The sequence below is a fragment of the Parashewanella sp. 2304DJ23-3 genome (assembly GCF_056591695.1).
Map to the genome: position 1 here is coordinate 859,241 of NZ_JBWQOH010000001.1, position 25,906 is coordinate 885,146.

Consider the following 25,906-nt stretch of genomic DNA (forward strand, 5'->3'; position numbering starts at 1 on the left):
GGCAATCAACATAAAAAGAAGTAGAACACCATTATAAAAGAAAGCAGTGCGCCAAAGATCACAGGGTATAGTAAATACCCATCTCCCCCGCGGCGCGCTCTTTTAAAGCACAAACCGACTAACAATAAATTAAAGGCACCAAGCAAAATAGATACAAATGCACCATGCCTAAAAGTAATGTTAGTAATTTGCGATGCTAAATAAAGCAACACAAACCAGTCTATTAAAATTAAATAGAGAAATAATTTCTGTAAGCCATCAGGACCTTTTCGATGATAATACTGAGCCATTCCATTAACTCTTATGTCTATTTTTCATTTGAATTTGAACCTGATTCATCAATTCAACGATTTTGTCTTCGGGCTCCTCAAGCCATTTAGTCCCATAAAAATTCAACCTTGAATTCACAGGTACGGCTCTCACTACTTTCATTTTCAAGTCACTGTTTACGACTCGAATGTGCAGTTCATCGCCCAGCTCAAGTGGTGCATTACATAAAAAACCGAGCCCACCAATACTCATATCTTTTACACTCGCAAGACCAACTTTACGTTTAAAGCCAAACCGGCTTCGTTTAAATAAATTAATAGTGATTCCATCACACGCCATAGCTAAATCTTCTGACTTGGACTCTTTTAAACTCATGCGAGTATGCGTTCTGTGTTCTTCACCGTTAAATTCTGATTTATCATCTCGTGTTTCTGCAGGAATGAACTCGCCAATTTGTGTTACTTGTTCGTCCATTGCGCCGGATACCTGTTCTTATACTCATTACTTTTTGCGACTTTTGAAGCTTCAGATACATCTGAGCGATATTCACCTTCTGGTAAATGGTTCATCGCTGTTATTTGCTTTTCAGCTTCATCACTTAAAATCAATAACTCGATACGTCTGTTTTCGGGTGCGAGCGATTGCTCACGATTCATGGGTAATTGATCGGCCATCCCTGTTACTTGGATAACTTGGTGACGTTCAACACCGGCATATTCCAGAACCCTTCTAGCGGTAAGGGCTCTCAAACTTGACAGTTCCCAGTTGGTAAAGTTTTTACTGGCATAGACTTGCTTATCGGTATGCCCAGAAATGCTCATTTTATTTTTGACTTTACTCAATGATGGACCCAAGGCCATCAATAAATCTTCAAAGTATGGCGACATTTTATAGCTGCCTTTAGCGAACATATCTTTGTTACCATCATCATGAATAAGAATACGTATGCCCTGTGCGACTAAGATAAGCTTTACGTGAGACTCTACATTGGTATCTTCGATAACTTCGTTGATTTCTTTTGCTAATAACTCTAACTGTGCTTGAGTTTCAAATTTACCTGGGATCATGGCATTAAGATCTTTACCTTTGCCAGCATTTGGATTGTCTTCGCCTGCAGGGATAAAGTTATGTAATGCAGGGCCGCGCTTTTCCGTTCCGGTAGCGTGAGCGGGCAACACAGATTGCTGAATGGCGATATCACCTTGCATATCGACTAAAGAAGGTGCCCAACTTAGATCAAATGGATTGATTGAACCTACGTCAAACAAATCACCACGTAATGTGCTCGCAATCTCTTCTTTCTCTGAATTATCGGACATTTGAATAATCCAAAGCACCATAAACAATGCCATCATTGCGAGAGTAAAATCAGCAAAAGCCACTTTCCATGCACCACCAGAAGCGGCACTTTTTTGCTTACGGTTACTTTTTCGTCTGATGATCAGTGGTTCGTTTGTACGCTTCATTAGCTGCGTTGCTCCATCATCCAACGTTCCAGTTCAATAAATGATGGTCGATGTTCAGCTTGGATTTGTTTGCGACCAGCATCAATTGCCAGCATTGGTGGTTTTCCTTTAGCAAAAGCCGTTAACATTGCGGCCACACAGCGCAATCGAGAAGTTTGGCGATCAACTTGATGCTCTAATGCTTTTGACAGTGGGTCAAAGAAACAATAACAAAAGAAAATACCAATAAATGTCCCAGTCAGTGCTGCGGCTACCTTCACTCCGATTAAGGTAATAGAACCATCGATATAAGACATGGTAATGATGATCCCCATCACGGCGGCAAGAATACCAAAACCTGGCATAGCTTCAGCCACTTTATGAAGCGCATGAGAAGGTCTCATTCGGTCTTCTTCAATACGATGGATTTCTTCCTCAAGGATGTGCTCTAAATCATGGGGAGAAATTTTACCAATTGATTGTAGCTTTAAGTTATCAATCAGAAATTGCAGTAAATCTTGATGCTCAAGAACCGTTGGGTACATCAAAAATAAAGAGCTGTCTCTTGGATTCTCAAGATGGTCGTCTAACACTCTCATGCCTTGAGACTGAATTTGATTCATCAGCATACCCATCAAACCAAATAATTGCGGGTATAACTCAGGGTCTTCTTTTTCTGACTTTAAAAGCTCTTTAAGTTGTGTAACTAAATCATTAAGCACTGCTTTAGGATTAGCAATGATTAATGAACCAATACCAGCTCCGATAATAATGAGAATTTCAGCGGGCTGCCATAATGCGCTGACATAACCACCAGCCCATAGGTAACCACCAAAAACAGAAAGAAGTATGATAATTAACCCAAAGACTTTGTTCATGCAGTTATCCTGTTCTTATTCGTTCCACTTTTGCAAAATTTGCTGTATTTGCTTGATTGCGAGTTTATGTAATTGGCAAATACGGGTTTCAGTTAACCCCAACGTCGCAGCAATTTCGCGTAAATTCAGTTCATGCTGATAATAAAGCGACAGAATTACCTGATCTCTTCTATTTAATTTCGAAATTGCTTTAAATAATGTTTCTTTTGTTGATATTTCACCCAGCACACTTTTTTCATCAACAAAATGACTGCCTGCACCTAGCATTTCATCAAGACTTTTCATCGAATCAGACAAAGAAGCATGTAAGCGCTCACGATACTGTTCAGGGCTCACCCCCAAAGCTAAAGCCACCTCTTTATCTGTTGGTTCTCGACCTAGTTCTCGAGTGAGCTTTCTAACTGTATCGTTAAGTTCATGAGCTTGTTGACGTACAGGCCTTGGCCGCCAATCCTGACGCCTCAACTCATCTAGAATCGCACCTCGAATACGTTGGCTAACAAACGAAATAAACCCATTGTCTAACCCGCCAGGGTAGCGTCTTGAAGATTCAAGCAGTGCCATCATGCCGATTTGTTCCATATCTTCGAGGCTTAGCGTGGCGCCACAATGGCTTTTTAGCTGGTAGATAATTCGCTTTACTAAGGGTAAATATTGTTGAAGCAATTGAGATTCATTGGGTTTAGAGGCTGGAGCGTCATCACCGGTATGCTGATATGCAAGTTGACCTGAATTCATATCCCTATTCTCTTATTTGAGTCTGATTTATCGTTGTCTCAGCTGTTGATATCACCGAACAAAGCTTGGTGCGCCCTTGAGTTTTCAAGGGCCATCATTACCGCTGAAATGATTGGTTTATTGAATAACCATACGTGTGAATAGCACTTGTTCTAGCTCTAAATCATAGTGGTTTTCACTCAGTACTTTAGATAAAGCAAGCTGGACTTCTTGTTGCAAAGTATCAACATGATTTGGGTTATTTAGCTCTTCAAATTGCTTTTTAGCGAACAGTTTCATTAACGTATTTCGAACTAGAGAATCTGCTTCTTCTAATGTTCTTTTTACTTCTTCAGAAGAAGATTTCACCGACATTTCAAGCAATAAGTAGTGAGGATAGTCTTCACCCGCCACCGTAACGACGGTTCGCTTTAGAGGGTAATACTTTGCGCTGGGCATGGTTGTCGTATCTCGATGAAACACTTTTCCAAATAAACTTGGTGACTGCCACCCCACATAAAAAATTGCTGCGGACCATACTGCGATAAAACTTACTGTTACTAAAACTTTTGCCGCTTTACTCAAAACCATTCTCCTTATGCTCTGACGTCGAGTTCTGACGAAACTGTTTGCTGTATTTCACTTTCAGCCTCATCAAAACTCGCAATTATTTGAACCTCTTCCGCTTGGTGTTGTTCTGATTGATGTTCACCATAGCTGATATTCACATCTACTTGGCCACCATGATCTAACGCCAAGTCGCTTCGTAAGCGTTCGATTCCTGCTTGCAACGCATCCCTTACTTGAGCGGTGGCAGCATTTAACTGAATTTGTAATCTATCTCCGTCCAATTTCACGCTCATATCGAGCTTGCCAAGTTCTGGTGGATCGAGTCGAATTTCAGCTTGTTTAACGTTTTGATCAATTTGAAAGCGAACCTGCTCTCGAAGAGGCCCTATTAATTGCTGACTTTGATGAGGTAACGCCTGAGCTGTATTTATGGGAATAGGTCCCCACTGACTCGACTTTGCAGAAGCCAATGTTTGGGTGTGAATATTTGAAACTTGAGATGACGCACTTTCAATATTACTGAGCTCTGAAACCACGCTTTGTATCTGTAATTGGTTCTGCTGTGCCAGTTGTGGCGCAGAACGATAAACACCTTGCAGCATCATTTGCGAGAGCATGGTGTCACTTTTAATCCCACTTGACTCTGAGGGAGAAAACGCTTTGTTTGATAAACCCAATGAAAACGGTGCTTGTTGGTGTTGTGTCTGATTGAGCTGACTGGCTTCAATATTTGCGACACTGCTTGGCGAATTCGATACTGAATTCACTCCAGTAGAAATGGATTGTGTTAGCGTGTTTTCTTGAGCATATCCATCATCATAAGCCCCCCCCACAACACTCGGTTGCTGAAGGTGATTCATGCTGTTCTTTTCTGATTGGGCTTTGGCTTGATTAACGAAAGTTCCAGCCGTATTTAGCGCACTTCCTAGGGTGTTTTTATCACGAGTGTGAATGGTAGAGTCAGTAAGTGTCGCTAGAACTTGAGCTCCTTCACCTTGAGCACCGTAGATAGAATCTAACTCGCTCTGAGGTGAAGATTCTGCGCTGGTAGTCTCGGCAGCAAGCTTTCCACCTAACAGTGAAAATCCCGCAACCGACTGACTCGTGGTACCGTTGCCCGTAATAGAGGAGGAAGATGTTGTCCCAACTTGAAGCGTATTTATTATTGCCATTATTGATCTGCCCTACCACTGCTATCGATTAAACTGATGACTTGATTCAGTCAATTGATAGGCATTCAGCCCTTCTTTTTGTTCTTTTAACTGCTGCATTTTGTTTGACAGCTCTTGTCTTGTTGCCTCTAACGTTTCAATGGCTTTTTTATGTGCCTTGCCCAAACGTGTAAATGCCTGTTTTTCAGCTTCGGATTGTCCTTTTCCGTACTTTTCAACAATCTCGATTAATAAGTCATTTACCTGCTCTAACTTAGAAATATCTTGTTGAACACCGTACTTTTTAAAAGCTAGCTCTAATTTCAGAAATTGATTAGTTAAGGTTTTGCCAACCGGCTCTGACATCTGTAATTACCTTCACAACGGGTTGAAGTTCTTCAATACTGTTTTGCACACTTGCCGTTACTAGCTGACGACTACAATAGTCATATAGGTTGTTTAGGCTCACTGCGATTTCACCGCCGTTTTCCATGTCCAACATTGAATCTAAGCCGTGGACAATATTCAGGCATTTATTGACGCTTTTACCCTTGTCTTCAAAACTTTTTCTTTCCATGTAACCTGAAGTACGATCGAGTTCTTCAAGTAAACCATCTAACAACATGCGTACCATTTCATGTGGGTTCGCAGACGCCGCACGGGCGTCTAACGAAATTTGTTGATAAGCATTAAAAGGATCTTGCTCGTTTAACATTAAATTTATGTTCCTGTACTAAAAAGTGAGCTTGATGAACTTAGCCTGTTGATTGCCGCCTCAGCTGCAGTAAATTGAGATAACAAAAGCTGATATCTTTGTTCCATTTGTTGATTAAAACGTTCCATATCACTCTCAACACGGTCAGTTCTATCTTTGAGATTGTTCTGGCGAGTATCAATAAAACCATTAAATTCGGTAAAAGGATCTAAAACGGCTTCGAGTTTGTCTATGTAGGCATCATCAGCAGTAAATAAAGCTTCAACAGCATCAGCATCATCACGTAATGCATTCGACAGTTTTTCACTATCAATACTTAACTTACCGTATCTATCTAGCTCTAGTCCGATATCAGCTAATCGCATGCCATTGGGTGCAGTTTCGAACAAGACATTTTTCAGCCTCCCCTGAAGTGCACGAACTGAAGCATCACCATTTAGTACGCCTACTGACTCTGAGTCAGTATCTGTGGCTGCGCTACCTAACCCACTAGTAAGTGAGCCGATTTGATTCTGAAGTACATTAAAAGCAGTAACAAATTCTTCAACAGCTTCTTTGGCAGTATCCGTATCTGCTTTAACTTTTAGAGTTGTGCTTTCACCTGCCGCATGAACACTATCAATATCCAATGAAATGCCATCAATCACGTTTTCAACAAAGTTGCTGGAACTGCTGATATCCACACCATTAATACTAAACTGTGCGTCTTGAGCTACCTGACGAGTTGTCATTCCCCAATCAGTTCCATCTAAGGTCACTGCAATAGTGTTTTCAGCCCCAGTATCTTTTGAGGTCATCATCAGCTCGACGTTACTACCCGTTCGAACGATTGAGGCTTGTACACCTGGGTTGTCAGGATGTTGATTGATCATATCTCTAAGATCGGCAACAGTTTCTGTACCACCAGCATTTACCACAGATAAATCAATGCTAATGGCATCTGCAGGATCGGCACCGAGTTGAATATTTAGCAGACCCGTTGTTGGTAAAATATCTGTCTCACTACCAAAAGTACGAGTTAATTGCTCAGCCTGTGCTAATTGCGACACCACCACATCATAAGTGCCTTGTGGTGCACTGCTGGTAACAGTCGCAGTAAGCTCTTCGCCAATAACATCGACTTTCTTTGCTGTAAAACTGTCACCTCCAATAGCAGAAAGTTTACCTTCTAAACTTTTTAAATTTTTTTCCAGCGTATTGTAAGCATTTAACTCTGTTTGATAACGCTGAAAGCTCGTTGAGTACAGCTGGTCTCTTGAGGCACGCTCAGCATTAACTAAGTTTCTTGATATTTCAGTTGGTATAAAACCAGCACCAGCAACCATGACATTCCTCCATTTGATTCAAGGCAACACGAATCAATGAGCGCAGATTTAATTTATTCTTATCGTTTACTCATCAAAAGTCATGCCAACAAAATAAAACATTTAATAACAAACAATTACAGTCAATCCCATCTAAAACCAAGCTAACCTTCTTCCGCTCTAACTTACAAAAAGGAAATGGTTTTTCCCCTTAATTTATTTTCCTTTAGGGATAAAAAAAGGCGCCAAATAGCGCCTAAGAAGGAAAGATTGCAATCCGAGTTGATGATTAACGCAATAGTCCCATAACCAAGTTAGTGTTTTGGTTCGCAGAAGACAGAATGTTCGTACCAGCTTGAACTAGAAGCTGGTTACGAGTCATGTTTGCAGACTCAACAGCGAAGTCAGTATCCATGATACGGCCAGCAGCAGCTTGAGTGTTTTGAGTCACGTTAGCTAAGTTAGAAGCTGTGTGACCTAGACGGTTGATATTAGCACCTAGCGTAGAACGTCTAGTTCCAACTTCATTCAACAATGCATCTACAACGTCAATAGCATCATTAGCGCCAGTGCTAGTCGTTAGAGTTGCAGTACTAAGGTTAACGGTTGTACCACCACCTGTACCATCATCAATCGCAGCTAAATCAATTCTGGCTGCTGTTACAGTCAATACTTCAGTGCTTGAAGAGCCAATTTGAAAGTCAACACCACCATCTAAAGTACCAAATAAATCATTACCAGCATATTGGGTGCCAGGGTTGGCAGTTGTGCCATCACCAATAATACGAGTAATTTCAGTTCTAAGTTCATTAAACTCTGCATGTAATGCGTTTAAATCTGCATCTGAATTCACACCGTTTGCAGCTTGTAGTGCTAGTTCTTTTTGGCGAAGTGCAATTGTAGTTACTTCATCTAAAGCGCCATCAGCCGTTTGTAGCATAGAAGTTGCATCAGACACGTTACGGCTAGCCGTTTGCATACCCACAACGTTAGAGTTTAGACGAGTTGCAATTTGAAGACCTGCAGCATCATCAGCAGCGCTGTTGATGCGCATACCAGTCGATAGACGCTCCATGGCGTTAGTCAACATGTCGTTGCTTTTAGTTACTGAATTTTGTGCAATTAGAGATGCGTAATTAGTGTGAACAGACAACATAGTGTCTTCCTCCATGTAATGAATTTGTTTTCTTGTCTCACCAACAAAAAGACGGCATGGAAAAAGCAAACTAAAGTCGATTTAAAATTTTTTATCAGAAAAAGATAAAAAACTAATACTTTCAATAAATAAAAATAGAACGTTTTATAAAAGTGTATCTCGTAAAATGACAATTGACGTTTTATTCAGCGAAATGTTACCTCATTAAATGTACCTTAATTAAAAATCACCACACTGGTTATATATTATGATTAAGGCCACATTTCTGTGTATGTGCTTCTCTATTGTTGCTTTTCCATGTTTGGCTCAATCTCATTCGATGCTGAATGGTTATCAAAAAGTAGGTTGCGCCACACAAAATATCGCAACGAGTGATTCAGGAAAATATCTTTTCATTGGAAATTACGGTGAGCAAGGTGCCAAATGCCCCTCGTACCTCCTCAATACTGAAACTCATAACAAGATAAAAGTCACTAATTCAGATCTCATGACGTTTAGCCAAGGGGGAAGTTTCATTGAAAATACTGATACCGATATACCTTCATTTCTTGCCGTCAACCAAAGCTCAACTGTGAATGTTGGTGATAGCCTTTATGTTTATCAATTTGATCCCCAACTGAAAGCGCTACACATCGTTCAGCACTACGATGATGTTTATTATGTCAGCGAACTGCCCGATCATCAGCATTCGTTAATCAAACAACAACACGCTCTTATCGTTGTGCGTAATGATGATCTTGCTCACGGTCAACCATTAACAGCGGAAAGTACTACTCACAATATTACTTATGCTGGGCAAACGGTATTTTTTAAGAATGGAGCAGACCAATCGATCATTGTTATGCCTTACAGTGGGCAATCTTATTTCATTAGAAATATTTATCAGAATAATGCCAAGCCTGACTTCGCCTTTAAAGAAGGCCAATTAAATACCTCCTTACCTGTAATTAACCAAGCAGATAAAAATACCAATACCGTCACACTCACATTTAACGCAACCCATTCGCTTTCTCAAGGTTCACAGGAACTTAGTTTAAATCGATATGTGTTCTCTCCAGGGGCTCCTGCTCAAGGAAAGTTGACCACTTACAAACTGACACTTAACCAGAAACCTTTACCTAATTCTGATTACGATAATGATATTTATGCCTTGCTTGCTGTACCAAACCATCCGGATGAATTTGATATTGCGTTTTCTGACTTAAAAAAAATGAAAAGTGAAATTGGGGTCGTTAAAGTCAGCGATCAAGCTGGAAAACTAAACTTTGATATTATTAAATCTAAACAGTATTTCGATTTGATAAAAGCAGTTGGCTTCTTATCGAAAACGTCAGACGATGAAAAAATGGGCATGATTTCAATTAACCCCATATTTAAACAAGCGGCGTATTATAAAGAAGTACCTTACCTAATGTAATTGATGTATTCGAAAGTAAGTGGCTTTGATCTATCGCACTAAGCAGTTATGATTGCAGTTAAACTCACTTTCGAACTAACACCTTGAAATTGCTGCCTCTGAATATTAAAAATTTTGTACTCGCACTTACTATTGTTTTGTTAGGTGCGTGTACTTCGTTGCCAAAAACAACATTATTACCCACTCAAGTCTCTGATGTTAAACAAGCCCAAGCTTGGGAGCTCAAAGGTAAGCTACTTGTTAAAACCCCACAAGATAAAGTCAGCACTAATCTTTTTTGGCTTCATGAACCCAATAGAGATCAACTCACTCTTACCACAATGTTGGGTACAACGGTACTATCTCTTGATGCTAAACCAAACAACGTCACTTTGACTGCTGATGGTAAAACTCACACAGGCACTGATGCACAGCGACTTTTACGAAGGCTTACTGGTTGGTCTATTCCCGTAAATCAATTTCCTTATTGGATCACGGGTCAAATTCATCAAAAACAGCTCATTAGCAATTTCGACTCAGATGGTAACCCCAAATCAGCATTAATCTCATTAGATGGAACAAAATGGTCGCTCACGTATAAAAGTTGGCAACAACAAAGTGGCGCAAATGTTCCTAGACTGCTTCAAGTCAAACAACCTGAACTTGATTTAAAAGTTCAAATCAATGAATGGCAAGCGCTCGCCGTAACACAGTGAAAAACATGACATTACACACATTAAAACTTCCCGCACCAGCAAAACTCAATTTATGTTTGCACATTAATGGTCGACGAACCGATGGCTATCATGAACTGCAAACCGTTTTTCAGTTTCTTGATAAGTCAGACTTCTTAGAGTTTACCAAACGAAACGACGAGCAATTAAATCTTCACTCCGAATTAAATCAAGTTGTTGCGTCCAGCGATAACTTAATTCTAAAAGCTGCAAAATTATTACAACAACAAACAAAAACTGCATATGGCGCAGATATAACATTAGAAAAAAACCTGCCAATGGGCGGTGGAATTGGTGGAGGCTCATCAGATGCCGCAACCACCTTATTAGCCTTAAACCAGCTTTGGCAAACGAACCTGTCAACTGACGAGCTCGCTTACATTGGAATTCAACTTGGTGCGGATATACCTGTTTTTATTAGGGGTTTTTCTGCTTTCGCTGAGGGTATAGGTGAAATTTTAAATCCGATTTCATTACCAGAAAAATGGTACCTCGTGCTTACACCTGATGTGCATGTTTCCACTGTAGAAGTGTTTACAGCTCCAGAGCTACATCGAAGTACGCCTCGAGTAAATGCTGATAATTTATTCACAATTGAGTGGAAGAATGATTGCCAACCTTTGGTCGTAAACAAATACCCTCAAGTTGCCAAGGCATTAGACTGGCTGATAGAATATGCGCCGTCTCGAATGACAGGAACAGGCGCATGCGTGTTTGCTGAATTCGATAACGAACAGCAAGCTCTATCTGTGTTCGCAAAGCTGCCAGCAGATCTTAGTGGATTTGTTGCTAAAGGCTTAAATCGTTCACCTGTTTTAGATTGCTTAGCTGAAATAAACTAATTTGGGTAGGTTTGAAAATCACGTTCAAATCTACTGAAACAATAAGCCAACACCTGAGGTTCATACCGTGCCCGACATCAAGCTTTTTGCTGGGAATGCCACTCCTAGTCTCGCTAAAAAGATTGCCGACCGTTTATTCTGTTCACTTGGAAATGCCGAAGTAGGCAGATTCAGTGATGGTGAAATCAGTGTTCAAATCAATGAAAACGTTCGTGGAGCTGATGTATTCATCATCCAATCAACTTGTGCACCTACTAATGACAATTTGATGGAATTGATTGTAATGGTTGATGCACTTCGTCGCGCATCAGCAGGTCGTATTACTGCGGTTATCCCTTACTTCGGTTATGCTCGACAAGACCGTCGTGTACGCTCTGCTCGTGTACCGATTACAGCGAAAGTTGTTGCTGATTTCTTATCAAGTGTTGGTGTTGACCGCGTATTAACGTGTGACTTACACGCTGAGCAAATCCAAGGTTTCTTTGACGTACCAGTAGACAACGTATTCGGTAGCCCAGTTCTACTTGAAGATATGATTGCAAAAGAGCTTGAAAACCCAGTAGTAGTTTCTCCTGACATTGGGGGCGTAGTTCGCGCTCGTGCAGTAGCAAAACTGTTGAATGACTCTGACTTAGCGATTATCGATAAGCGTCGTCCTAAAGCTAACGTTTCTCAAGTTATGCACATCATTGGTGATGTTGAAGGTCGTGACTGCATCATCGTTGATGACATGATTGATACTGGCGGAACGCTATGTAAAGCTGCTGAAGCACTTAAAGAGCACGGCGCTAAGCGCGTATTTGCTTATGCGACTCACCCTGTATTCTCAGGTAACGCACCGAAGAATATTGAAGAGTCAGTGATTGATGAAGTTATCGTTACGGACACTGTACCACTGAGCGCTGAAATGCAAAAAATAAGTAAAGTTTCTCAGCTAACAATGTCTGCAGTTCTTGCTGAAGCTATTCGCCGCGTTAGCAATGAAGAATCCATTTCTGCGATGTTTAAGCACTAATCATTGTTTTCTGCTTAAACATGAAAACCCGGTATCGATAAAGTACCGGGTTTTTTATTACTATTAAGAAAAATTAATTATAGATATCATACTGTAAAAGTTAAAATAACTCTCTGTCGACACTACTTATTCTCAATATGTCAGAGCCTTTATCTGCCTTACCCAATAAAGTTTACCAAGCTCACAGTTTAAGCACTCTATCATTAAGTCAACTAAGCCTAATTGCGAAAAACAAGCAACATGTCGTCGTTGAATTTTACGAACCTAATAGTCAGGCTTATACACAAAGATTGTGCTCTACTAGCATCGAAGGTGGGGGAGTTAAACTCAAATTGATCCAATTTCACAGCAAACATCAAGAACTAAAGTTTGGAAGTCAAAGTAAAACTAGCAGTAAATCTGACTCATCATCGCATCATCATTTGCATCAAGGCGTTGAAGCTACAGAAAGCGAACTAGACGCTTTTAGGCCGCCAATGCACCCAAATCTAAACATGAAGAAACAGGAGTTTACTGATTCAAACGAGCATAAACAAACAGTGAGAATTACTGAAACCAGTTTTTCAACACATGTAGAACAATCAAAAGAGAATGAAGAAACCCAAATAAAATCCACTTTGGAATTTTGTTTAAGTAGGTTCTGCATTTCAAATGTTCATGCAGAAAACGAATTACAAGCTATGAATTGCCGCTTAAATGAAGTGATTGAATCGGCTTTTAAAGCTGTACGAACCAATAATATCGACTTATTGCAACAACAGATAGACTTAGGCATGAATTTAAATATCTCGAATTCAAAAGGCGCAACATTATTGTGTTTGGCTTGCTATTATGGCCGATACGAAATGTTGGAGTTAATGATTAAAAATGGTGCTGATGTAAACGGACTAGATAATTTTGGTCGCACTCCATTACAAATTGCCTGTGAAGAAAAAAACACTGACTGTGTAAAACATTTAATTGAGCGTGGCGTCGACCCTAAACAAGTTTTCACTGATGGCTTTAGCGCTTTAGGTAGAGCAGTGAGGAACAATGATACAGCTACTGTAGACACCTTATTACGAGGGGGCTACACAGAAACAAGTGCCACAATAGAAAAGCAGTATTCATCCGCTATGGGTACAGCCGCTCGATTTGACCATGCTGAATGCATGGATTTACTTATACAATCTAAATTCGACGTTAACATTCAAGATAAATGGGGGGATACTCCTTTATACAGTGCGATACGTTTTGGCACTCCAGCGTGTGTGGAACAACTATTAAGCAAGGGAGCGAAAATTGATATTCCTAATAAAAAAGGTTGGACAGCTTTCGCTATCTCGCAAATATTCAAAGGTTCTCGGTATGCGGAACTATTATTAGCTCACGATGCTGACAGCAACCAGGTTTTCCCAAATGGCCATACTCCATTAACTCAAGCCATTGCAAATGGTGAACTCGAAACGGTTGACTTGCTACTCAAAAATAAAGCCTGTCTTTCAGTAGCCAATAGAGATGGAATAAAACCTCTCGAATATGCGAAACAAACAAATCAGAATCGAATACTGTTTCGACTTTTATTGGAAGTAACCACCAAAGAACAACTTAAAGGCCTAGAGGAATCAATTCTTTTTGATATTGCCAAATTTGGCGATACACCTTCTTTTATGCATCTAACCTCAAATTCGCTTCTAACTCACTTAAATGCTACCGACGATGACGGAATGACGCCACTCATGATTGCAGTAAGCGGAGATCATTATGAATTTATTAAAGAACTACTTAAACATGATATAAACATTGATGTGAGGGATGCTGACGGTCGCTCTGCGTTGCATTTTGCCTCTAAACACCGAAATGGACAGCACTCTCTAATCAAAGCGTTATTGCAACAAGCTATAGCTAAAAAAGTTGAAGGAGACTATCTAGATATTACGCCTCCACCTTTAGAAACCTCACCTCTAGCAACACCAGCTAACACAGATGATTGGTTGCTTGTAACAACCTAAACTCTGCGTTAGTAAGCGTCTACAGTAAAGCTACTCATTCAGGTTTCTCTACTATAATTTGTAACGCCCTCTTCTACATAGTTCTTTGGCGGTTTAAAATCATCATTTTCGAACAGTGTAAATAACTCACTGCCCCCTGCTAACTTCGAATTAAAATTTGCCGGCTGTTTCGATATCGCCAAAGGTTTGTATGGTTTTAAAGATTCAACATATGCTTCCTTTAATGCCATTAATGATGACTTTTGTAATACGATTTCTCGCTAACTTGTTCAGAAAAAGTACTTACAGTGTCTACATCAATTGCCATTGAAGAGCTATCAACTCCAGATATCTGTATATTCAATCCTTGGTCAAGTATGGGTAGGTGCTCAGAGGCACTTTATTAAAAACTAGAACTCAAACCCATTATTTTTTTCAATTGTCTTACCACCAACATGAGTGATATTTTTGAGTCCGTTATAGCTTTTTAGATATCGATTATTCTCAATATCCAAATTTCCATCGATTTCCTTTAAACCAACAAAACCATCGAGATCAAACAAATTCTGATTATTCTCAATGTCCAAATTGCCCGGTAATAATGAAATGTGTTGCAAGGAATCGGTGCCTCGCAATTCATCATTATGATTTATTGTTATTGAGTTCCCAATTTTGTTCAAAGCATCTAATCCAGCTAACGTTCTTAAACTTAAATCATCAGTGACATTTAAGTTCCCTTTAATTTCAGTTAGGTGTTGAAAAGCATCCAAGTAAATGAGCATTTTATTATCTTGAATATTTAAATCACCTGAAATGCTTTGTAGATTATTAAGACTTAATAGATCTGAAAGATCATCATTACCTTGAATGTTAACGTCACCATCAACGGTTTGTAAGCCATCCAAATCTTGGATGAACTCAAGTTTTGGATTTCCAATAATACTGAGTCCACCTTGAATTTTTACAATGTTTTTTAGACTCCCTAAATGCTTAATTGAACTACCGCTGATCGTCAGCCCACCTAGGATTTCATTGCAACCTTTAAAGGTATCCGAAAATGCATCAACTTGTGCTTGGGTTGTCAATTTACGCACAACACACTGATTAGGTTTTAATGGAGAGAAATTAGACGAATGTGGACTTGCAAAAGCATTATGAATCATCCCTGAAAACAATCCGATAACAATAAGAGACGTTTTCATAATTCCAAATTAAATGAGTAATAGAAACAACATTATCCGCTTAAATTATAAACAGCTCAAAGGTCAATAGCGAATTACTTGTATTATTTTGAAATAATACAACGAAATTATTTTACCTTTACTTTAAAAACTGATACTTAACACAAAACAGTGCAAACATTCTAAATATCCTAGAGGTACCTCATGACAACTAAACACTCACTTCAAAAAGATAAGATAAAGATCTTGCTGCTTGAGGGAGTTCACCAGTCCGCTGTTGAATCATTAGAAAATGCAGGCTACAACAATATCGAATACCATAAATCATCACTTACTGGTGAAGCATTAAAGTCCGCTATCAAAGATGCGCACTTTGTAGGATTGCGCTCAAGAACGCAGTTAAGTGAAGAAGTCATTAATGGTGCCGAAAAGTTGATCGCAATAGGTTGTTTTTGTATTGGCACAAATCAGGTTGACCTTAATGCGGCAGCGAAACGAGGGATTCCAGTTTTCAACGCACCGTTTTCAAATACTCGAAGTGTCGCTGAACTAGTATTAGGCGAAATTATTATGCTAATGCGTGGCATTCCTGAAAGAAATGCCAAAGCGCATCGTGGTGAATGGTTTAAAAGCGCCTCTGGCAGCCATGAAGTTCGTGGGAAAGTACTCGGTATCGTTGGTTATGGTCATATTGGTACGCAATTAGGTATTCTTGCAGAAACCCTCGGCATGCAAGTCCAGTTTTATGATATTGAAGACAAATTGCCTCTCGGTAATGCTAAGCAAATAAAGAGTCTGAAAAAAATTCTTTCAACGTCAGATATTGTGAGCTTGCATGTACCCGAAACAAAAAACACTAAAAATATGATAGGCGCTGAAGAATTCTCTTTAATGAAACCCGAAAGTAAGCTCATCAACGCCTCTAGAGGTACTGTGGTTGAAATTAAAGCGTTAGCTAATGCCATTAAACAGGGGAAAATTTCAGGTGCCGCAATTGACGTTTTTCCTACTGAACCTAAATCTAACAATGATGAGTTTGTGAGTGAACTGAGAAACCTTGATCAAGTTTTACTTACACCACATGTAGGTGGGAGTACCATGGAGGCGCAAGAAAACATTGGACTTGAAGTGGCCGGGAAACTTGCTAAATATTCTGATAATGGCTCAACTCTTTCTGCCGTTAACTTTCCAGAAGTGTCTTTACCATCACATGATGACCACTCTCGCTTACTTCATATTCACACCAACAAACCTGGTGTATTAATTCAAATTAACCAAGCGTTTGCAGAACACCACATCAATATTTCGGCGCAACATCTGCAAACAAAAGGTGATATTGGTTATGTTGTTATGGAAGTCGAGACCAGTAAAGCCGACCAAGCATTAGAAGAGTTAAAGAACATTGAAGGTACCATTCGTACTCGTGTACTTTATTAGTCATCAAAGTCGAATATTCTCCTCATAATTGAGCAGAATATTCGACTCAATTATGCAATACCTCAACTTTGTTATATGATAGCCGCCAAATTTATTGGTACATTTTTAACACTTAGCTTGAGGTGCCCTATTTTACGCCGCATCAGTCAGTTTTGTAAGCAGCTCTTCAACGAGTCCCCTGCTACAGAGAAGAATCAAAACTCAGAAAACTCGTCCGGATTAACACTCGAAGTTGTACCGCGAGACAAACATAATATTTCTCGCCGTCAGATCAGTGAGAATGCTTTAAAAGTTTTATATCGTCTGCATAAATCAGGTTTCAAAGCCTATCTTGTAGGTGGTGGCGTGCGTGATATTCTTTTAGGTTTAAAGCCAAAAGATTTCGATGTAGTAACCAATGCTAAACCTGAAGAAATTAAACGTTTATTTAGAAACTGTCGCTTAGTTGGGCGCAGGTTTCGTTTAGCGCATATTGTCTTTGGACGTGATGTTATTGAAGTCGCAACCTTCCGTGGGCACCATAACTCAGACAAAAATGCCAATATATCCAAGTCAAACTCTGAAGGTCGTCTTCTCCGAGACAACGTTTACGGTACGATAGATGAAGATGCTGAGCGACGGGATTTCACCGTAAATGCACTTTATTATGACATTAGTGACTTTTCAATTCGCAGTTATGGCGGTGGGTTAAGAGACTTGAATAACGGCGTTATCCGTATGATCGGTGACCCTGAAACTCGCTATCGTGAAGATCCAGTGCGAATGATTCGAGCCGTTCGTTTTGCATCCAAGCTCAACATGAGTATTGATAAAGAGACTTCTCGCCCAATCAAAGCATTAGCGCCTCTTTTACAAGATATTCCTGCAGCAAGAATGTTTGAAGAAGTACTTAAAATGTTCTTCAGCGGTAAAGCGGTTGATAATTATCATTTGATGCAGCAATACGGTTTATTCGAGCCATTATTTCCTCAGATCACCAAGTCGATGCAAGATGATAACGACGACTACCTGAAGAAAATGGTTGAACAAACACTTAAAAATACTGATGTTCGTATCCGCCAAGAAAAATCCGTTACGCCTGCTTTCTTCTATGCTGCAATGTTGTGGTACCCATTACAACAAAAAGCGCAAGATATCGTACTTGAAAGCGGGCTTTCACTTTACGATGCTTTTGTCACTGCCATGGCTGATGTAATGGAAGAGCAATGTCGTACTATTGGTATTCCGCGTCGATTTAGCACTATTACCAAAGATATTTGGCAATTGCAGCTTCGCCTCGAAAAGAACCAAGGCATGCGTGCATTTAAGCTTATCGAACATCCAAAATTCAGAGCGGCATACGACTTACTTCAACTTCGAGGTACCATCGAGTCAGATAACGTTACGACGGTTGCAAACTGGTGGAAATCTTTTGTAAATGCCGACGAAGAAGAGCGTTTACAAATTGCACGCAAGGCAAATCGAAGCCAACCTAAACGCAACGGTCAGCGTCGTAAACGCCGCACTAAACCTAAAGCCAAACCGCAACAGAATGACTAAAGTATTTGTTGCATTAGGTGCTAACCTGCGAGATCCAGTCTCGCAGTTAGATAATGCGAGCATGGCATTAGCACAACTCGCTTCAGTGGATAGCCTAAAAGTTTCACCTTACTACTCTTCAGTGCCAATGGGAGAAGTTGAGCAACCTGATTATGTCAATGCCGTTGCAAGCTTTGAAACCAAGCTTAACCCGATTGAGTTACTAGATGCTCTACAAGATATTGAGAGTCAACAGGGTCGAGTCAGGGAAGTGCATTGGGGGCCTCGAACTTTAGATTTAGACATCCTGCTGTATGGCAATCAAGTTATACAGTCTGAGCGACTCATTGTTCCTCACTATGGCATGAAACAAAGAAGCTTTGTGTTAATCCCTCTTCACAATATTGCGCCAAATCTCACTTTGCCATGTGGGACAACGGTGGCAAGTCTAATTAACGTTCAAATGAAAAGTGAATTACAACAGCTCGACATAGATCGTTGCAGCAACTGATTAATTCGCTTATAACTTGTTCTCCATTTCATTGGGTTAATATTGTTATGTCAAAAGTCACCACTTCGACTCTGTTTAAATTTAAGCAGGAAGGAAAAAAGTTTTCAGCACTTACCGCTTATGATTCAAGCTTTGCGAGTGCATTTGATCAAGAAGGCATTGATGTGCTCCTAGTTGGAGACTCATTAGGCATGGTGATTCAAGGCAAAAAAGATACGATTCCAGTATCTGTAGAAGATGTTGCTTACCATGTGCAATGTGTCAGTAATAGTGTTGAGCGAACTCTGTTAATTGCTGATATGCCATTTATGAGTTATGCCACACCTGAGCAAACGATGGAAAACGCAGCGACGCTTATGCGAGCTGGTGCCAGCATGGTAAAGCTCGAAGGTGGACACTGGTTATTAGAGAGTATTTCGATGCTCACTGAACGCGGCATTCCGGTTTGTGCTCACTTAGGATTAACGCCTCAATCAGTCAATGTTTTTGGCGGTTTTAAAATCCAAGGTCGTGATGAAGAAAACGCCAAACGTATTCTTGAAGAAGCAAAAGCCATTGAAAAAGCAGGTGCTCAGCTATTAGTACTTGAATGTATTCCGGCTGATTTAGCTAAAACCGTTACAGAGGCCTTAACGATTCCAGTCATCGGTATTGGAGCAGGTAAAGATACTGACGGTCAGATACTTGTTATGCATGATATTTTAGGTATTAGCAGTGGCTACATTCCACGTTTCTCTAAAAACTATCTGGCACAAACGGGTGAAGTTCGTTCAGCAGTAAAAGCTTTTATCACTGAAGTTGCTCATGGCACCTTCCCTGCAGATGAGCACACCTTTAATTAAGGTGTGCAAGACCAAGCACATCATTTAATGTTTACAGAGTTATCACACATGAAAGTTACTTCTGAAATCGCAACCATTCGTCAACAAGTCAGAGAGTGGAAAAAAGCAGGTGAAACGGTCGCATTTGTCCCAACAATGGGCAACTTGCATAAAGGGCACATCTCTTTAGTAACAGAAAGCTTAAAACACGCAGATCATGTTGTTGCGTCTATATTTGTCAATCCGATGCAATTTGCGGCCCATGAAGATTTAGACACTTATCCGAAAACATTGGCTGCGGACCTTGAACAATTATCAACTGCCGGCACTGAACTTGTGTTCACGCCGACTTCTGAGCAAATGTACCCAAATGGTTCCGAAAATCATACTAAGGTAACCGTTCCAGAAGATGCAATTGGGCTGTGTGGCGAAAGCTCAAGTCGGCCCGGCTTTTTTACAGGTGTCGCAACAATCGTTTTAAAGCTATTTAATATTGTTCAGCCTGATATCGCTTGTTTTGGTCGAAAAGACTATCAGCAACTGATCATCATAAAAACTATGGTCGATGAACTGGCTTTGCCTATCCGCATCATCGGAGTCGATACATATCGTGAGAAAAGTGGCTTAGCCATGAGTTCTCGTAATAACTATTTGAGTAAAGATGAGCGAGCCCAAGCTGCCGAAATAAAGCGAGTATTAGATGCCTCAATTGCCCGTGTTCAAGCTGGCGAAACACACAAAACTGTACTCGATGATGCAATAGAATCTCTGACTGAAGCTGGCTTCAACACCGATTACATCATTATTCGTAATGCAAATACAATGCAGCCTGTTAAGTCTAATGATGATGAGTTAGTCATCTTAGTGGCAGCTTTTCTTGGCTCAACACGTTTAATTGATAATCTGTATTTTACCGTTTAATATTTGAACTCACTATATACATTCTGTTAATCTAACCATTCATAAATAATGGATTTTTATGATTAACAGGATGTTTTGCTATGAATAAGAGCAATTGGCTTTTCTTATTAATTTTTCTTTCAACGCCCACTTTTGCCAGTTCATTTTATAAATGCACTAAAGGCGACAGGGTCGTCTATAGCCAATCCATTTGCCCTCAATCTTTCAAACAGAGTGAAATTGCTTACAATAATGGTGTCACCATTGAGAAAGACTCTGACCAAGATGTCAAAAAAGCAGATCCTTTAAAAATATTATTAACGAACACCACCATTCCCCATGATAAGTTAATACTGCTGATTTCAGGTGAGATTAAGCGCATCAAGCAAGAAATCAGGTATAACGATGTTATAAAAGCGAACGAACTTCAAAATTTAGCACGAAATCGTTTTTGGCAAGAAACTGAAATTAATGATATTGAATATGAAAAAGACGTTGAGAAACTGAATAAACACTTCGATGAACTCAATAAAGTGAACAAGCAAACGATAGCTGTACTTGAATCAAGACGGCAACAACTTGAGAAATAAGTTACTAGAAATAATTACATGTCATCCTTTTTACTTCCATTAAACCACTATAACAAACATTAAAATAACCTTATGTAATCAATAAATTAAAGCTTATAACCAATTAACTTAATTTAATGTAAATTGCATTGAACTTCTCAAATAACTTCATTAAAACTAGCTCCCAGAGTCAGTTTCGTTTTTAATTTTTGACCCTACAGTCAACTAGGAATCGAGAAAGGCCAACAAACTAAGAACCAAAGGCTCATAATATAGAGGTAGTAGTATGATGTTAAAAAAAGTCGTTTTTGCCACATTAATTGCCAGCGTATCAGGCTCATGTTTAGCTAACTGGGTCGGTGATGTAAGTTACATGAAGCTTCAAAACAAAGTATCTAAAAACAGTCAACTTGTAAAAGACTCTGGAATTAACGCAAAAACCTTTGACTATAATGCCATTGTGGCTTCAATAGGTTTTGAAGTGCCAATCAATGAGAACTTCACCATCACGCCTGAAGCGCAGTATGGACATGGTCTTGGTGATGATACTCAAGATACGGTTAGAAACTTTATTGGTGGTGATCCCGTAAAAACACACATTTCAAGTGAGTTAAAAAGCTATTACAGTTTTAACGTGCGCGCTCAATATAACTTTAACCCTCAGTTTTATGCGTACGCTCAGCCTCAATACACACGTATTGAAGGTGAATCAACCCTTAAATCCGTCGATGGTTACTCAGCTTACTCCAAAGGGCATGACACTAAATTTGGCTATGGTGCAGGCGTCGGTTACATGATTACTCCGCAACTTGCGGCAGACTTGGGTTACGTAAAATTCAGTGGTATTGATGTCAATGGCGTTAAACTTGGGATGAGATACAAATTCTAATTTATTACAGCGCTCTATTTAATAAAAAAGCACCTCTCGGTGCTTTTTTTGATCACACTGTGTCAGTTACACTAATTATCTAACCTAACAGGCATTCCATTCCTTTTTTCAAGCATTCTCTTTAACGTTTCTGAGTTCGTTTTTGCATTTGCAATAAAGCGTTTCACGTTACGATTAAAGGTAAGTGGCGCATCCTCGTTAGAATCGTATTGAGCTTGGTTCTTGGATAGTGGTTCATGCACTTCTATGTATCGATGACCATCAGGTTCGACAGCAACTTTAATGGGTTCATTGATGAATTGAACACGAGTATGAACTGGGACTTCTTTAAATAACGCTTCAATATCATCATTACGTAAACGAACACAGCCATGGCTCACACGTAGTCCTATTCCGAAATTCGCATTCGTGCCATGTATCGCATAAAGGTTACCTACATACAATGCAAATAGGCCCATAGGGTTATCAGGCCCTGCTGGCCAGACTTTTGGTAATGTCTCTCCATTAGCAGCATAGTCAGCCCTTATTCTTGCTGTAGGCGTCCATGTTGGGTTTGCCTTCTTACGCCAGATTTTTGTTGTCCAATTCTCTGGAGTATCACGCCCAACCTCGCCAATACCTATCGGGTACACTTCAACCGTCCCCTTTCCTTTCGGGTAATAGTACAAGCGCATTTCTGCCAAATTGATGATGATGCCCTTACGAGGAGCATCTGGCAAAAGTAATTTATGTGGGATCACCAGCTTTGATCCGGGCCTTGGTAGGAACGGATCAACACCTGGATTTGCTTGCATTAAATTCGTTAAACCTAACTGAAACTTGGCTGCAATATCTTCGAGTGCGAGTTTTCCTTGAGGAACAACATAAGTTTCGTTTTGACCAACGAGCCGACCGCCATCTTTGGGTATTACATAAGTCAATGCAAATGCTGACGGAGCTAAAAACAATAAAGGGAGAACTAAAGCAGTAAATCGATTCATAAAATACTTCATCAATCCATATATCTATTATCACTTGCTGCATAATAGGCTAATTTGTTGATGTTGCAAAATTTTGCATTTAGAGTCCTTTGAACATTTGCTACCATTGCCTGTAAATTACTATAAGTAACAACACGTTTAATGAAATCCAATCAAATCACGGTCGTCGTCGGCTCAAAGAATCCTATCAAAATTAATGCGGTTAGAATGGCTTTATCCCTTTACTTTCCGGCATATGAAATCATGGCTGAAGGCATTGATGCTCCCTCTTTAGTAGCTGATCAACCAATGACGTCGAACGAAACCCGCGAAGGCGCAGTCAATCGAGTAGCATTTTGTAAGCAACACCATCAAGCCAATTTTTATGCTGCGATTGAAGGTGGGGTTGAAAATACATCTCACGGTAGCTTCACGTTTGCTTATATTGTTATTGATAATGGTCAATATCAAAGCATAAACCGGAGCGCTAGCCTTCCTTTACCAAATTCTGTGTACCTCGCTCTTGAAGCCGGTAAAGAGCTTGGTGACGTAATGGATGACCTATTCAACGAAACGAATGTAAAGCAAAAAGGAGGAGCGATAGGTTTGCTTACTCATCATCTCGCAACACGTGGCTCTACCTACGAACAAGCAGCACTTCTTTGTATGGCGCCTTTAATGAATGAGTCTCTTTATGCCGAATAATATTATTATTAGAAAATTGACCAATGCTGATGATGAAATCATGGCGAGCATCATTCGCAAAGCGTCCCATGATTTTGGCTTAACTTCAGAAAAAGGCTACGGCGTTTCTGATCTAGTTTCACAGCCTTTATCATCACTTTATCAGCACAACATGAGTAATTATTGGGTCGTTGAACTTGATGGTGAAATTATTGGTGGCGCTGGTATCGCACCCATTGAAAATCAGAACAACATTCAAACTTGTGAACTTCAAAAAATGTATTTTTTGAACAAAGCGAGAGGGTTCGGCATTGGTAAAAAACTTTGTCAGTTTTGTTTGGATCAGGCTAAACAACTTGGTTATCAGTTATGTTACTTAGAGACAACGGCAGTGTTGACTCAAGCTTATCATTTATATAAATCCATGGGATTTGAAGATATTCATTACCGCTTAGGTAACAGTGGCCATAATGATTGTGAAATTATGATGATAAAGCAATTATAGAAGTCGATTCGTCATATAGATATTTAGGTTATGACGTTTTCTGATCAGAGAAATCTGGAAAAGAAGTTAATTGCTCACAGCCACTTTTATAATTGCAAAAGGATTGTAGAACACTGATAGGGCATGAAAGGTTAAGTGCTGCCTTCTCTAAACCGTCTAACTTTATAGCTGAGTCCTCACTTACAAGTTTTATGAGTTCAAAAGCTAAAAAAGCTGCATACCTACTACAGTTCTTCCTATCACTTATTGATTGCAAGCCATAATTTACAGTATCAAAGCCTCCTGAATCTTGCTTTCCTTTTCTCGAATTGAATACTCTAATACCACTCTTATGTAGAACAACTAAAACAGTATGGTTCTCTTTTGCAAATCCAAATATCTTACCTCTTTCTCTAATTCCTAAAAGATAAAAGCCAAATGCGTTTCTATTTTCATTTATATGCTCATGATATTTATCTAAAATCACAGCTCTTAAATTTTTTTGCTCATAACCATCTGCATTAACTTCACTTATAATTGAATATTTCGATGATTTTGAAATAGGATCATAAGAAACTCTATTTTGTAACCAAATGATCATTGCACTAGCAGATATTTTTGATCTCAGATTTGAAACGTCAACAGAGCCTTTCTGATGTTCATCAACTTGCAGTTGGTTTTTATCAATCTCCATAGGCGTTTCTTTACCTACTTGTATTACTCCAATGACACCGTCTTCAGTAGAAGTAAATTGAACAAGATCATCATCATCAAATAAAGTTTGATCTTTATCCATTGAATTACTGCTAGCTGAATCATCTATTGATATTGCTTCAGGAAAAGTAGTTTGCCTATGCTTTTGAATTAGGCACTCCTTAATCCAAATACATTCATACTCTATTGATGAAAGAACTGTGCACTTTCTACTAACACTGGAAGGTTGCTTGATTTCATCATCTTCTTGTGAATTAAAGAAACTAGAAAAATCATAAGTTATGCCAGTTTTATCCACTTGAACTTTTAATTCATACTTCCTTGCCCAAATTTCCGGGCAATTAACCGCATAAATATTTATGTAGAAAATTTGTTCACGTAATTGTAACGTTTCAAGCTCTTTAGTTCCCTCGAATCGCCCTGTTCTATAATCATAATACATTGGTATTTGGAGCACTTTACCTCCATAAAGCCCAGCTTACTTTTCATGACAATAACTTAAATTCATCAAAAAATTACAAAAAAAAATAATATTTAATCTAACGTTAATTTCAGCTGTATAATCACGGAATAATGTCTTATCAACCTTCCTTGCTCTTCTTTAATACACGGTTTTTGCCTCAAACTATATTATGTGAGCAACCTCACTACCTCTGGAGCTATATTCATTCACCCCTGTCAGTGATTCCTTAAGCGATTACAATCTCAAAAAGTCTTGAAATAACATCCTAGTTCGAAGCTTAAGCCTACTTGTTAGAAAAGCAACTTGTTGTAAAATTAGGAAACCAGTTCACTAAAGGCCGTTCCCAATTAGTCATTTCGATTTGTTACTGCCAATTTTAGGCGTAACCCATAGAGCTGTGTATATTTTTCGTTTCTTCTGTGTTGCCGAATGCTTATGTAGAACACTACACCTCACATTCGTCGTCTTGAATAAAATAACCAATTTATCGCTGCAAAAACAATCACGAAAGATCAACAGCCCCTAATATGTTTTATTAAAGATTCTTCGTTAAATTCAAAGCCACTATATTTAATTTGTTTATAGCCAGATAAAAGAGTATAAAAAAGAAACA

At 39.4% G+C, this 25,906-nt stretch carries 28 protein-coding genes; 14 read left to right on the forward strand and 14 right to left on the reverse strand.

Annotated features, from left to right (window positions below; all coding sequences use genetic code 11):
- Positions 1-5 precede the first annotated feature (5 nt).
- From AC1EU2_RS03760 to AC1EU2_RS03810, 11 genes are all read right to left on the reverse strand, one after another.
- The gene (locus AC1EU2_RS03760; protein ID WP_480296648.1) at positions 6-290 is read right to left on the reverse strand and encodes a hypothetical protein; all 285 of its coding nucleotides are present in this window, start codon (positions 288-290) and stop codon (positions 6-8) included.
- 4 nt (positions 291-294) lie between these two features.
- Positions 295-744: a PilZ domain-containing protein gene (locus tag AC1EU2_RS03765; protein WP_480296649.1), complete on the reverse strand. Its 450-nt coding sequence runs from the start codon at positions 742-744 to the stop codon at positions 295-297.
- Positions 729-1,736, reverse strand: coding sequence for a flagellar motor protein MotB (locus tag AC1EU2_RS03770; RefSeq protein ID WP_480296650.1), 1,008 nt, complete (start codon positions 1,734-1,736; stop codon positions 729-731). Before AC1EU2_RS03770 ends, AC1EU2_RS03765 begins: the two co-directional genes overlap by 16 nt.
- Positions 1,736-2,593, reverse strand: a complete 858-nt coding sequence (gene motA, locus AC1EU2_RS03775; protein ID WP_480296652.1) for a flagellar motor stator protein MotA — start codon at positions 2,591-2,593, stop codon at positions 1,736-1,738. The genes AC1EU2_RS03770 and motA overlap by 1 nt, the downstream gene beginning before the upstream one ends.
- A 15-nt stretch (positions 2,594-2,608) precedes the next feature.
- Complete coding sequence (locus AC1EU2_RS03780) at positions 2,609-3,331, reverse strand: RNA polymerase sigma factor FliA (protein WP_480296653.1); 723 nt, start codon at positions 3,329-3,331, stop codon at positions 2,609-2,611.
- A 117-nt stretch (positions 3,332-3,448) separates the two neighbouring features.
- A complete protein-coding gene (locus AC1EU2_RS03785; RefSeq protein WP_480296654.1) occupies positions 3,449-3,895 on the reverse strand; it encodes a flagellar basal body-associated FliL family protein in 447 nt (148 codons plus the stop codon).
- Positions 3,896-3,906: 11 nt separating this feature from the next.
- The gene (locus tag AC1EU2_RS03790; RefSeq protein WP_480296655.1) at positions 3,907-5,052 is read right to left on the reverse strand and encodes a flagellar hook-length control protein FliK; all 1,146 of its coding nucleotides are present in this window, start codon (positions 5,050-5,052) and stop codon (positions 3,907-3,909) included.
- A 21-nt stretch (positions 5,053-5,073) separates the two neighbouring features.
- A complete protein-coding gene (locus tag AC1EU2_RS03795; RefSeq protein ID WP_480296656.1) occupies positions 5,074-5,397 on the reverse strand; it encodes a hypothetical protein in 324 nt (107 codons plus the stop codon).
- A complete protein-coding gene (gene fliS, locus AC1EU2_RS03800; protein WP_480296657.1) occupies positions 5,366-5,746 on the reverse strand; it encodes a flagellar export chaperone FliS in 381 nt (126 codons plus the stop codon). Before fliS ends, AC1EU2_RS03795 begins: the two co-directional genes overlap by 32 nt.
- 5 nt (positions 5,747-5,751) lie before the next feature.
- Entirely contained in the window at positions 5,752-7,071 is a 1,320-nt protein-coding gene (fliD, locus tag AC1EU2_RS03805; protein ID WP_480296658.1) for a flagellar filament capping protein FliD, read from the reverse strand.
- Between the two features lie 268 nt (positions 7,072-7,339).
- Positions 7,340-8,206 carry a flagellin N-terminal helical domain-containing protein gene (locus tag AC1EU2_RS03810; RefSeq protein WP_480296660.1) on the reverse strand — a complete coding sequence of 289 codons (867 nt, stop codon included), beginning with the start codon at positions 8,204-8,206 and terminating at the stop codon, positions 7,340-7,342.
- 247 nt (positions 8,207-8,453) lie between these two features.
- Here AC1EU2_RS03810 and AC1EU2_RS03815 point away from each other — a divergent pair, with 247 nt between their 5' ends.
- The 5 genes from AC1EU2_RS03815 to AC1EU2_RS03835 all read left to right on the forward strand — a co-directional run bounded on the left by AC1EU2_RS03815 (position 8,454) and on the right by AC1EU2_RS03835 (position 14,184).
- Positions 8,454-9,623, forward strand: coding sequence for a hypothetical protein (locus tag AC1EU2_RS03815; protein ID WP_480296661.1), 1,170 nt, complete (start codon positions 8,454-8,456; stop codon positions 9,621-9,623).
- Between the two features lie 89 nt (positions 9,624-9,712).
- Positions 9,713-10,318, forward strand: coding sequence for a lipoprotein insertase outer membrane protein LolB (lolB, locus tag AC1EU2_RS03820; protein WP_480297071.1), 606 nt, complete (start codon positions 9,713-9,715; stop codon positions 10,316-10,318).
- Positions 10,319-10,323: 5 nt separating this feature from the next.
- Positions 10,324-11,178 (forward strand): 4-(cytidine 5'-diphospho)-2-C-methyl-D-erythritol kinase, encoded by an 855-nt coding sequence (gene ispE, locus AC1EU2_RS03825; protein ID WP_480296662.1) that lies wholly within the window; start codon positions 10,324-10,326, stop codon positions 11,176-11,178.
- Positions 11,179-11,245: 67 nt separating this feature from the next.
- Complete coding sequence (locus tag AC1EU2_RS03830; protein WP_480296664.1) at positions 11,246-12,193, forward strand: ribose-phosphate pyrophosphokinase; 948 nt, start codon at positions 11,246-11,248, stop codon at positions 12,191-12,193.
- A 137-nt stretch (positions 12,194-12,330) separates the two neighbouring features.
- Positions 12,331-14,184, forward strand: a complete 1,854-nt coding sequence (locus tag AC1EU2_RS03835; RefSeq protein ID WP_480296665.1) for an ankyrin repeat domain-containing protein — start codon at positions 12,331-12,333, stop codon at positions 14,182-14,184.
- Between the two features lie 389 nt (positions 14,185-14,573).
- Here AC1EU2_RS03835 and AC1EU2_RS03840 read toward each other — a convergent pair whose 3' ends face one another.
- Positions 14,574-15,365 (reverse strand): hypothetical protein, encoded by a 792-nt coding sequence (locus AC1EU2_RS03840; RefSeq protein WP_480296667.1) that lies wholly within the window; start codon positions 15,363-15,365, stop codon positions 14,574-14,576.
- Between the two features lie 183 nt (positions 15,366-15,548).
- Between AC1EU2_RS03840 and serA the strand changes: the two genes are divergently transcribed.
- The 7 genes from serA to AC1EU2_RS03875 all read left to right on the forward strand — a co-directional run bounded on the left by serA (position 15,549) and on the right by AC1EU2_RS03875 (position 21,989).
- Positions 15,549-16,781: a phosphoglycerate dehydrogenase gene (gene serA, locus AC1EU2_RS03845; protein WP_480296668.1), complete on the forward strand. Its 1,233-nt coding sequence runs from the start codon at positions 15,549-15,551 to the stop codon at positions 16,779-16,781.
- Positions 16,782-16,856: 75 nt separating this feature from the next.
- Positions 16,857-18,320 (forward strand): polynucleotide adenylyltransferase PcnB, encoded by a 1,464-nt coding sequence (gene pcnB, locus AC1EU2_RS03850; RefSeq protein ID WP_480296669.1) that lies wholly within the window; start codon positions 16,857-16,859, stop codon positions 18,318-18,320.
- Complete coding sequence (gene folK, locus AC1EU2_RS03855; protein ID WP_480296672.1) at positions 18,313-18,810, forward strand: 2-amino-4-hydroxy-6-hydroxymethyldihydropteridine diphosphokinase; 498 nt, start codon at positions 18,313-18,315, stop codon at positions 18,808-18,810. Before pcnB ends, folK begins: the two co-directional genes overlap by 8 nt.
- A 47-nt stretch (positions 18,811-18,857) precedes the next feature.
- Complete coding sequence (panB, locus tag AC1EU2_RS03860; protein WP_480296674.1) at positions 18,858-19,652, forward strand: 3-methyl-2-oxobutanoate hydroxymethyltransferase; 795 nt, start codon at positions 18,858-18,860, stop codon at positions 19,650-19,652.
- Positions 19,653-19,700: 48 nt separating this feature from the next.
- On the forward strand, positions 19,701-20,552 hold the full coding sequence (panC, locus tag AC1EU2_RS03865) for a pantoate--beta-alanine ligase (RefSeq protein ID WP_480296675.1): 852 nt from the start codon (positions 19,701-19,703) through the stop codon (positions 20,550-20,552).
- Between the two features lie 80 nt (positions 20,553-20,632).
- Positions 20,633-21,121, forward strand: a complete 489-nt coding sequence (locus AC1EU2_RS03870; RefSeq protein ID WP_480296676.1) for a DUF4124 domain-containing protein — start codon at positions 20,633-20,635, stop codon at positions 21,119-21,121.
- Positions 21,122-21,386: 265 nt separating this feature from the next.
- Positions 21,387-21,989: an outer membrane protein gene (locus AC1EU2_RS03875; protein ID WP_480296677.1), complete on the forward strand. Its 603-nt coding sequence runs from the start codon at positions 21,387-21,389 to the stop codon at positions 21,987-21,989.
- Between the two features lie 71 nt (positions 21,990-22,060).
- On the opposite strand, the gene AC1EU2_RS03880 is transcribed toward AC1EU2_RS03875, so the two are convergent.
- The gene (locus tag AC1EU2_RS03880) at positions 22,061-22,969 is read right to left on the reverse strand and encodes a L,D-transpeptidase family protein (RefSeq protein WP_480296678.1); all 909 of its coding nucleotides are present in this window, start codon (positions 22,967-22,969) and stop codon (positions 22,061-22,063) included.
- A gap of 141 nt (positions 22,970-23,110) precedes the next feature.
- Here AC1EU2_RS03880 and yjjX point away from each other — a divergent pair, with 141 nt between their 5' ends.
- Both yjjX and AC1EU2_RS03890 read left to right on the forward strand, forming a co-directional pair.
- Positions 23,111-23,653 (forward strand): inosine/xanthosine triphosphatase, encoded by a 543-nt coding sequence (gene yjjX / locus AC1EU2_RS03885; protein WP_480296679.1) that lies wholly within the window; start codon positions 23,111-23,113, stop codon positions 23,651-23,653.
- The gene (locus AC1EU2_RS03890; protein ID WP_480296680.1) at positions 23,643-24,137 is read left to right on the forward strand and encodes a GNAT family N-acetyltransferase; all 495 of its coding nucleotides are present in this window, start codon (positions 23,643-23,645) and stop codon (positions 24,135-24,137) included. Before yjjX ends, AC1EU2_RS03890 begins: the two co-directional genes overlap by 11 nt.
- Before the next feature lie 28 nt (positions 24,138-24,165).
- Here AC1EU2_RS03890 and AC1EU2_RS03895 read toward each other — a convergent pair whose 3' ends face one another.
- On the reverse strand, positions 24,166-25,287 hold the full coding sequence (locus tag AC1EU2_RS03895) for a hypothetical protein (protein ID WP_480296681.1): 1,122 nt from the start codon (positions 25,285-25,287) through the stop codon (positions 24,166-24,168).
- Between the last annotated feature and the right edge of the window lie 619 nt (positions 25,288-25,906).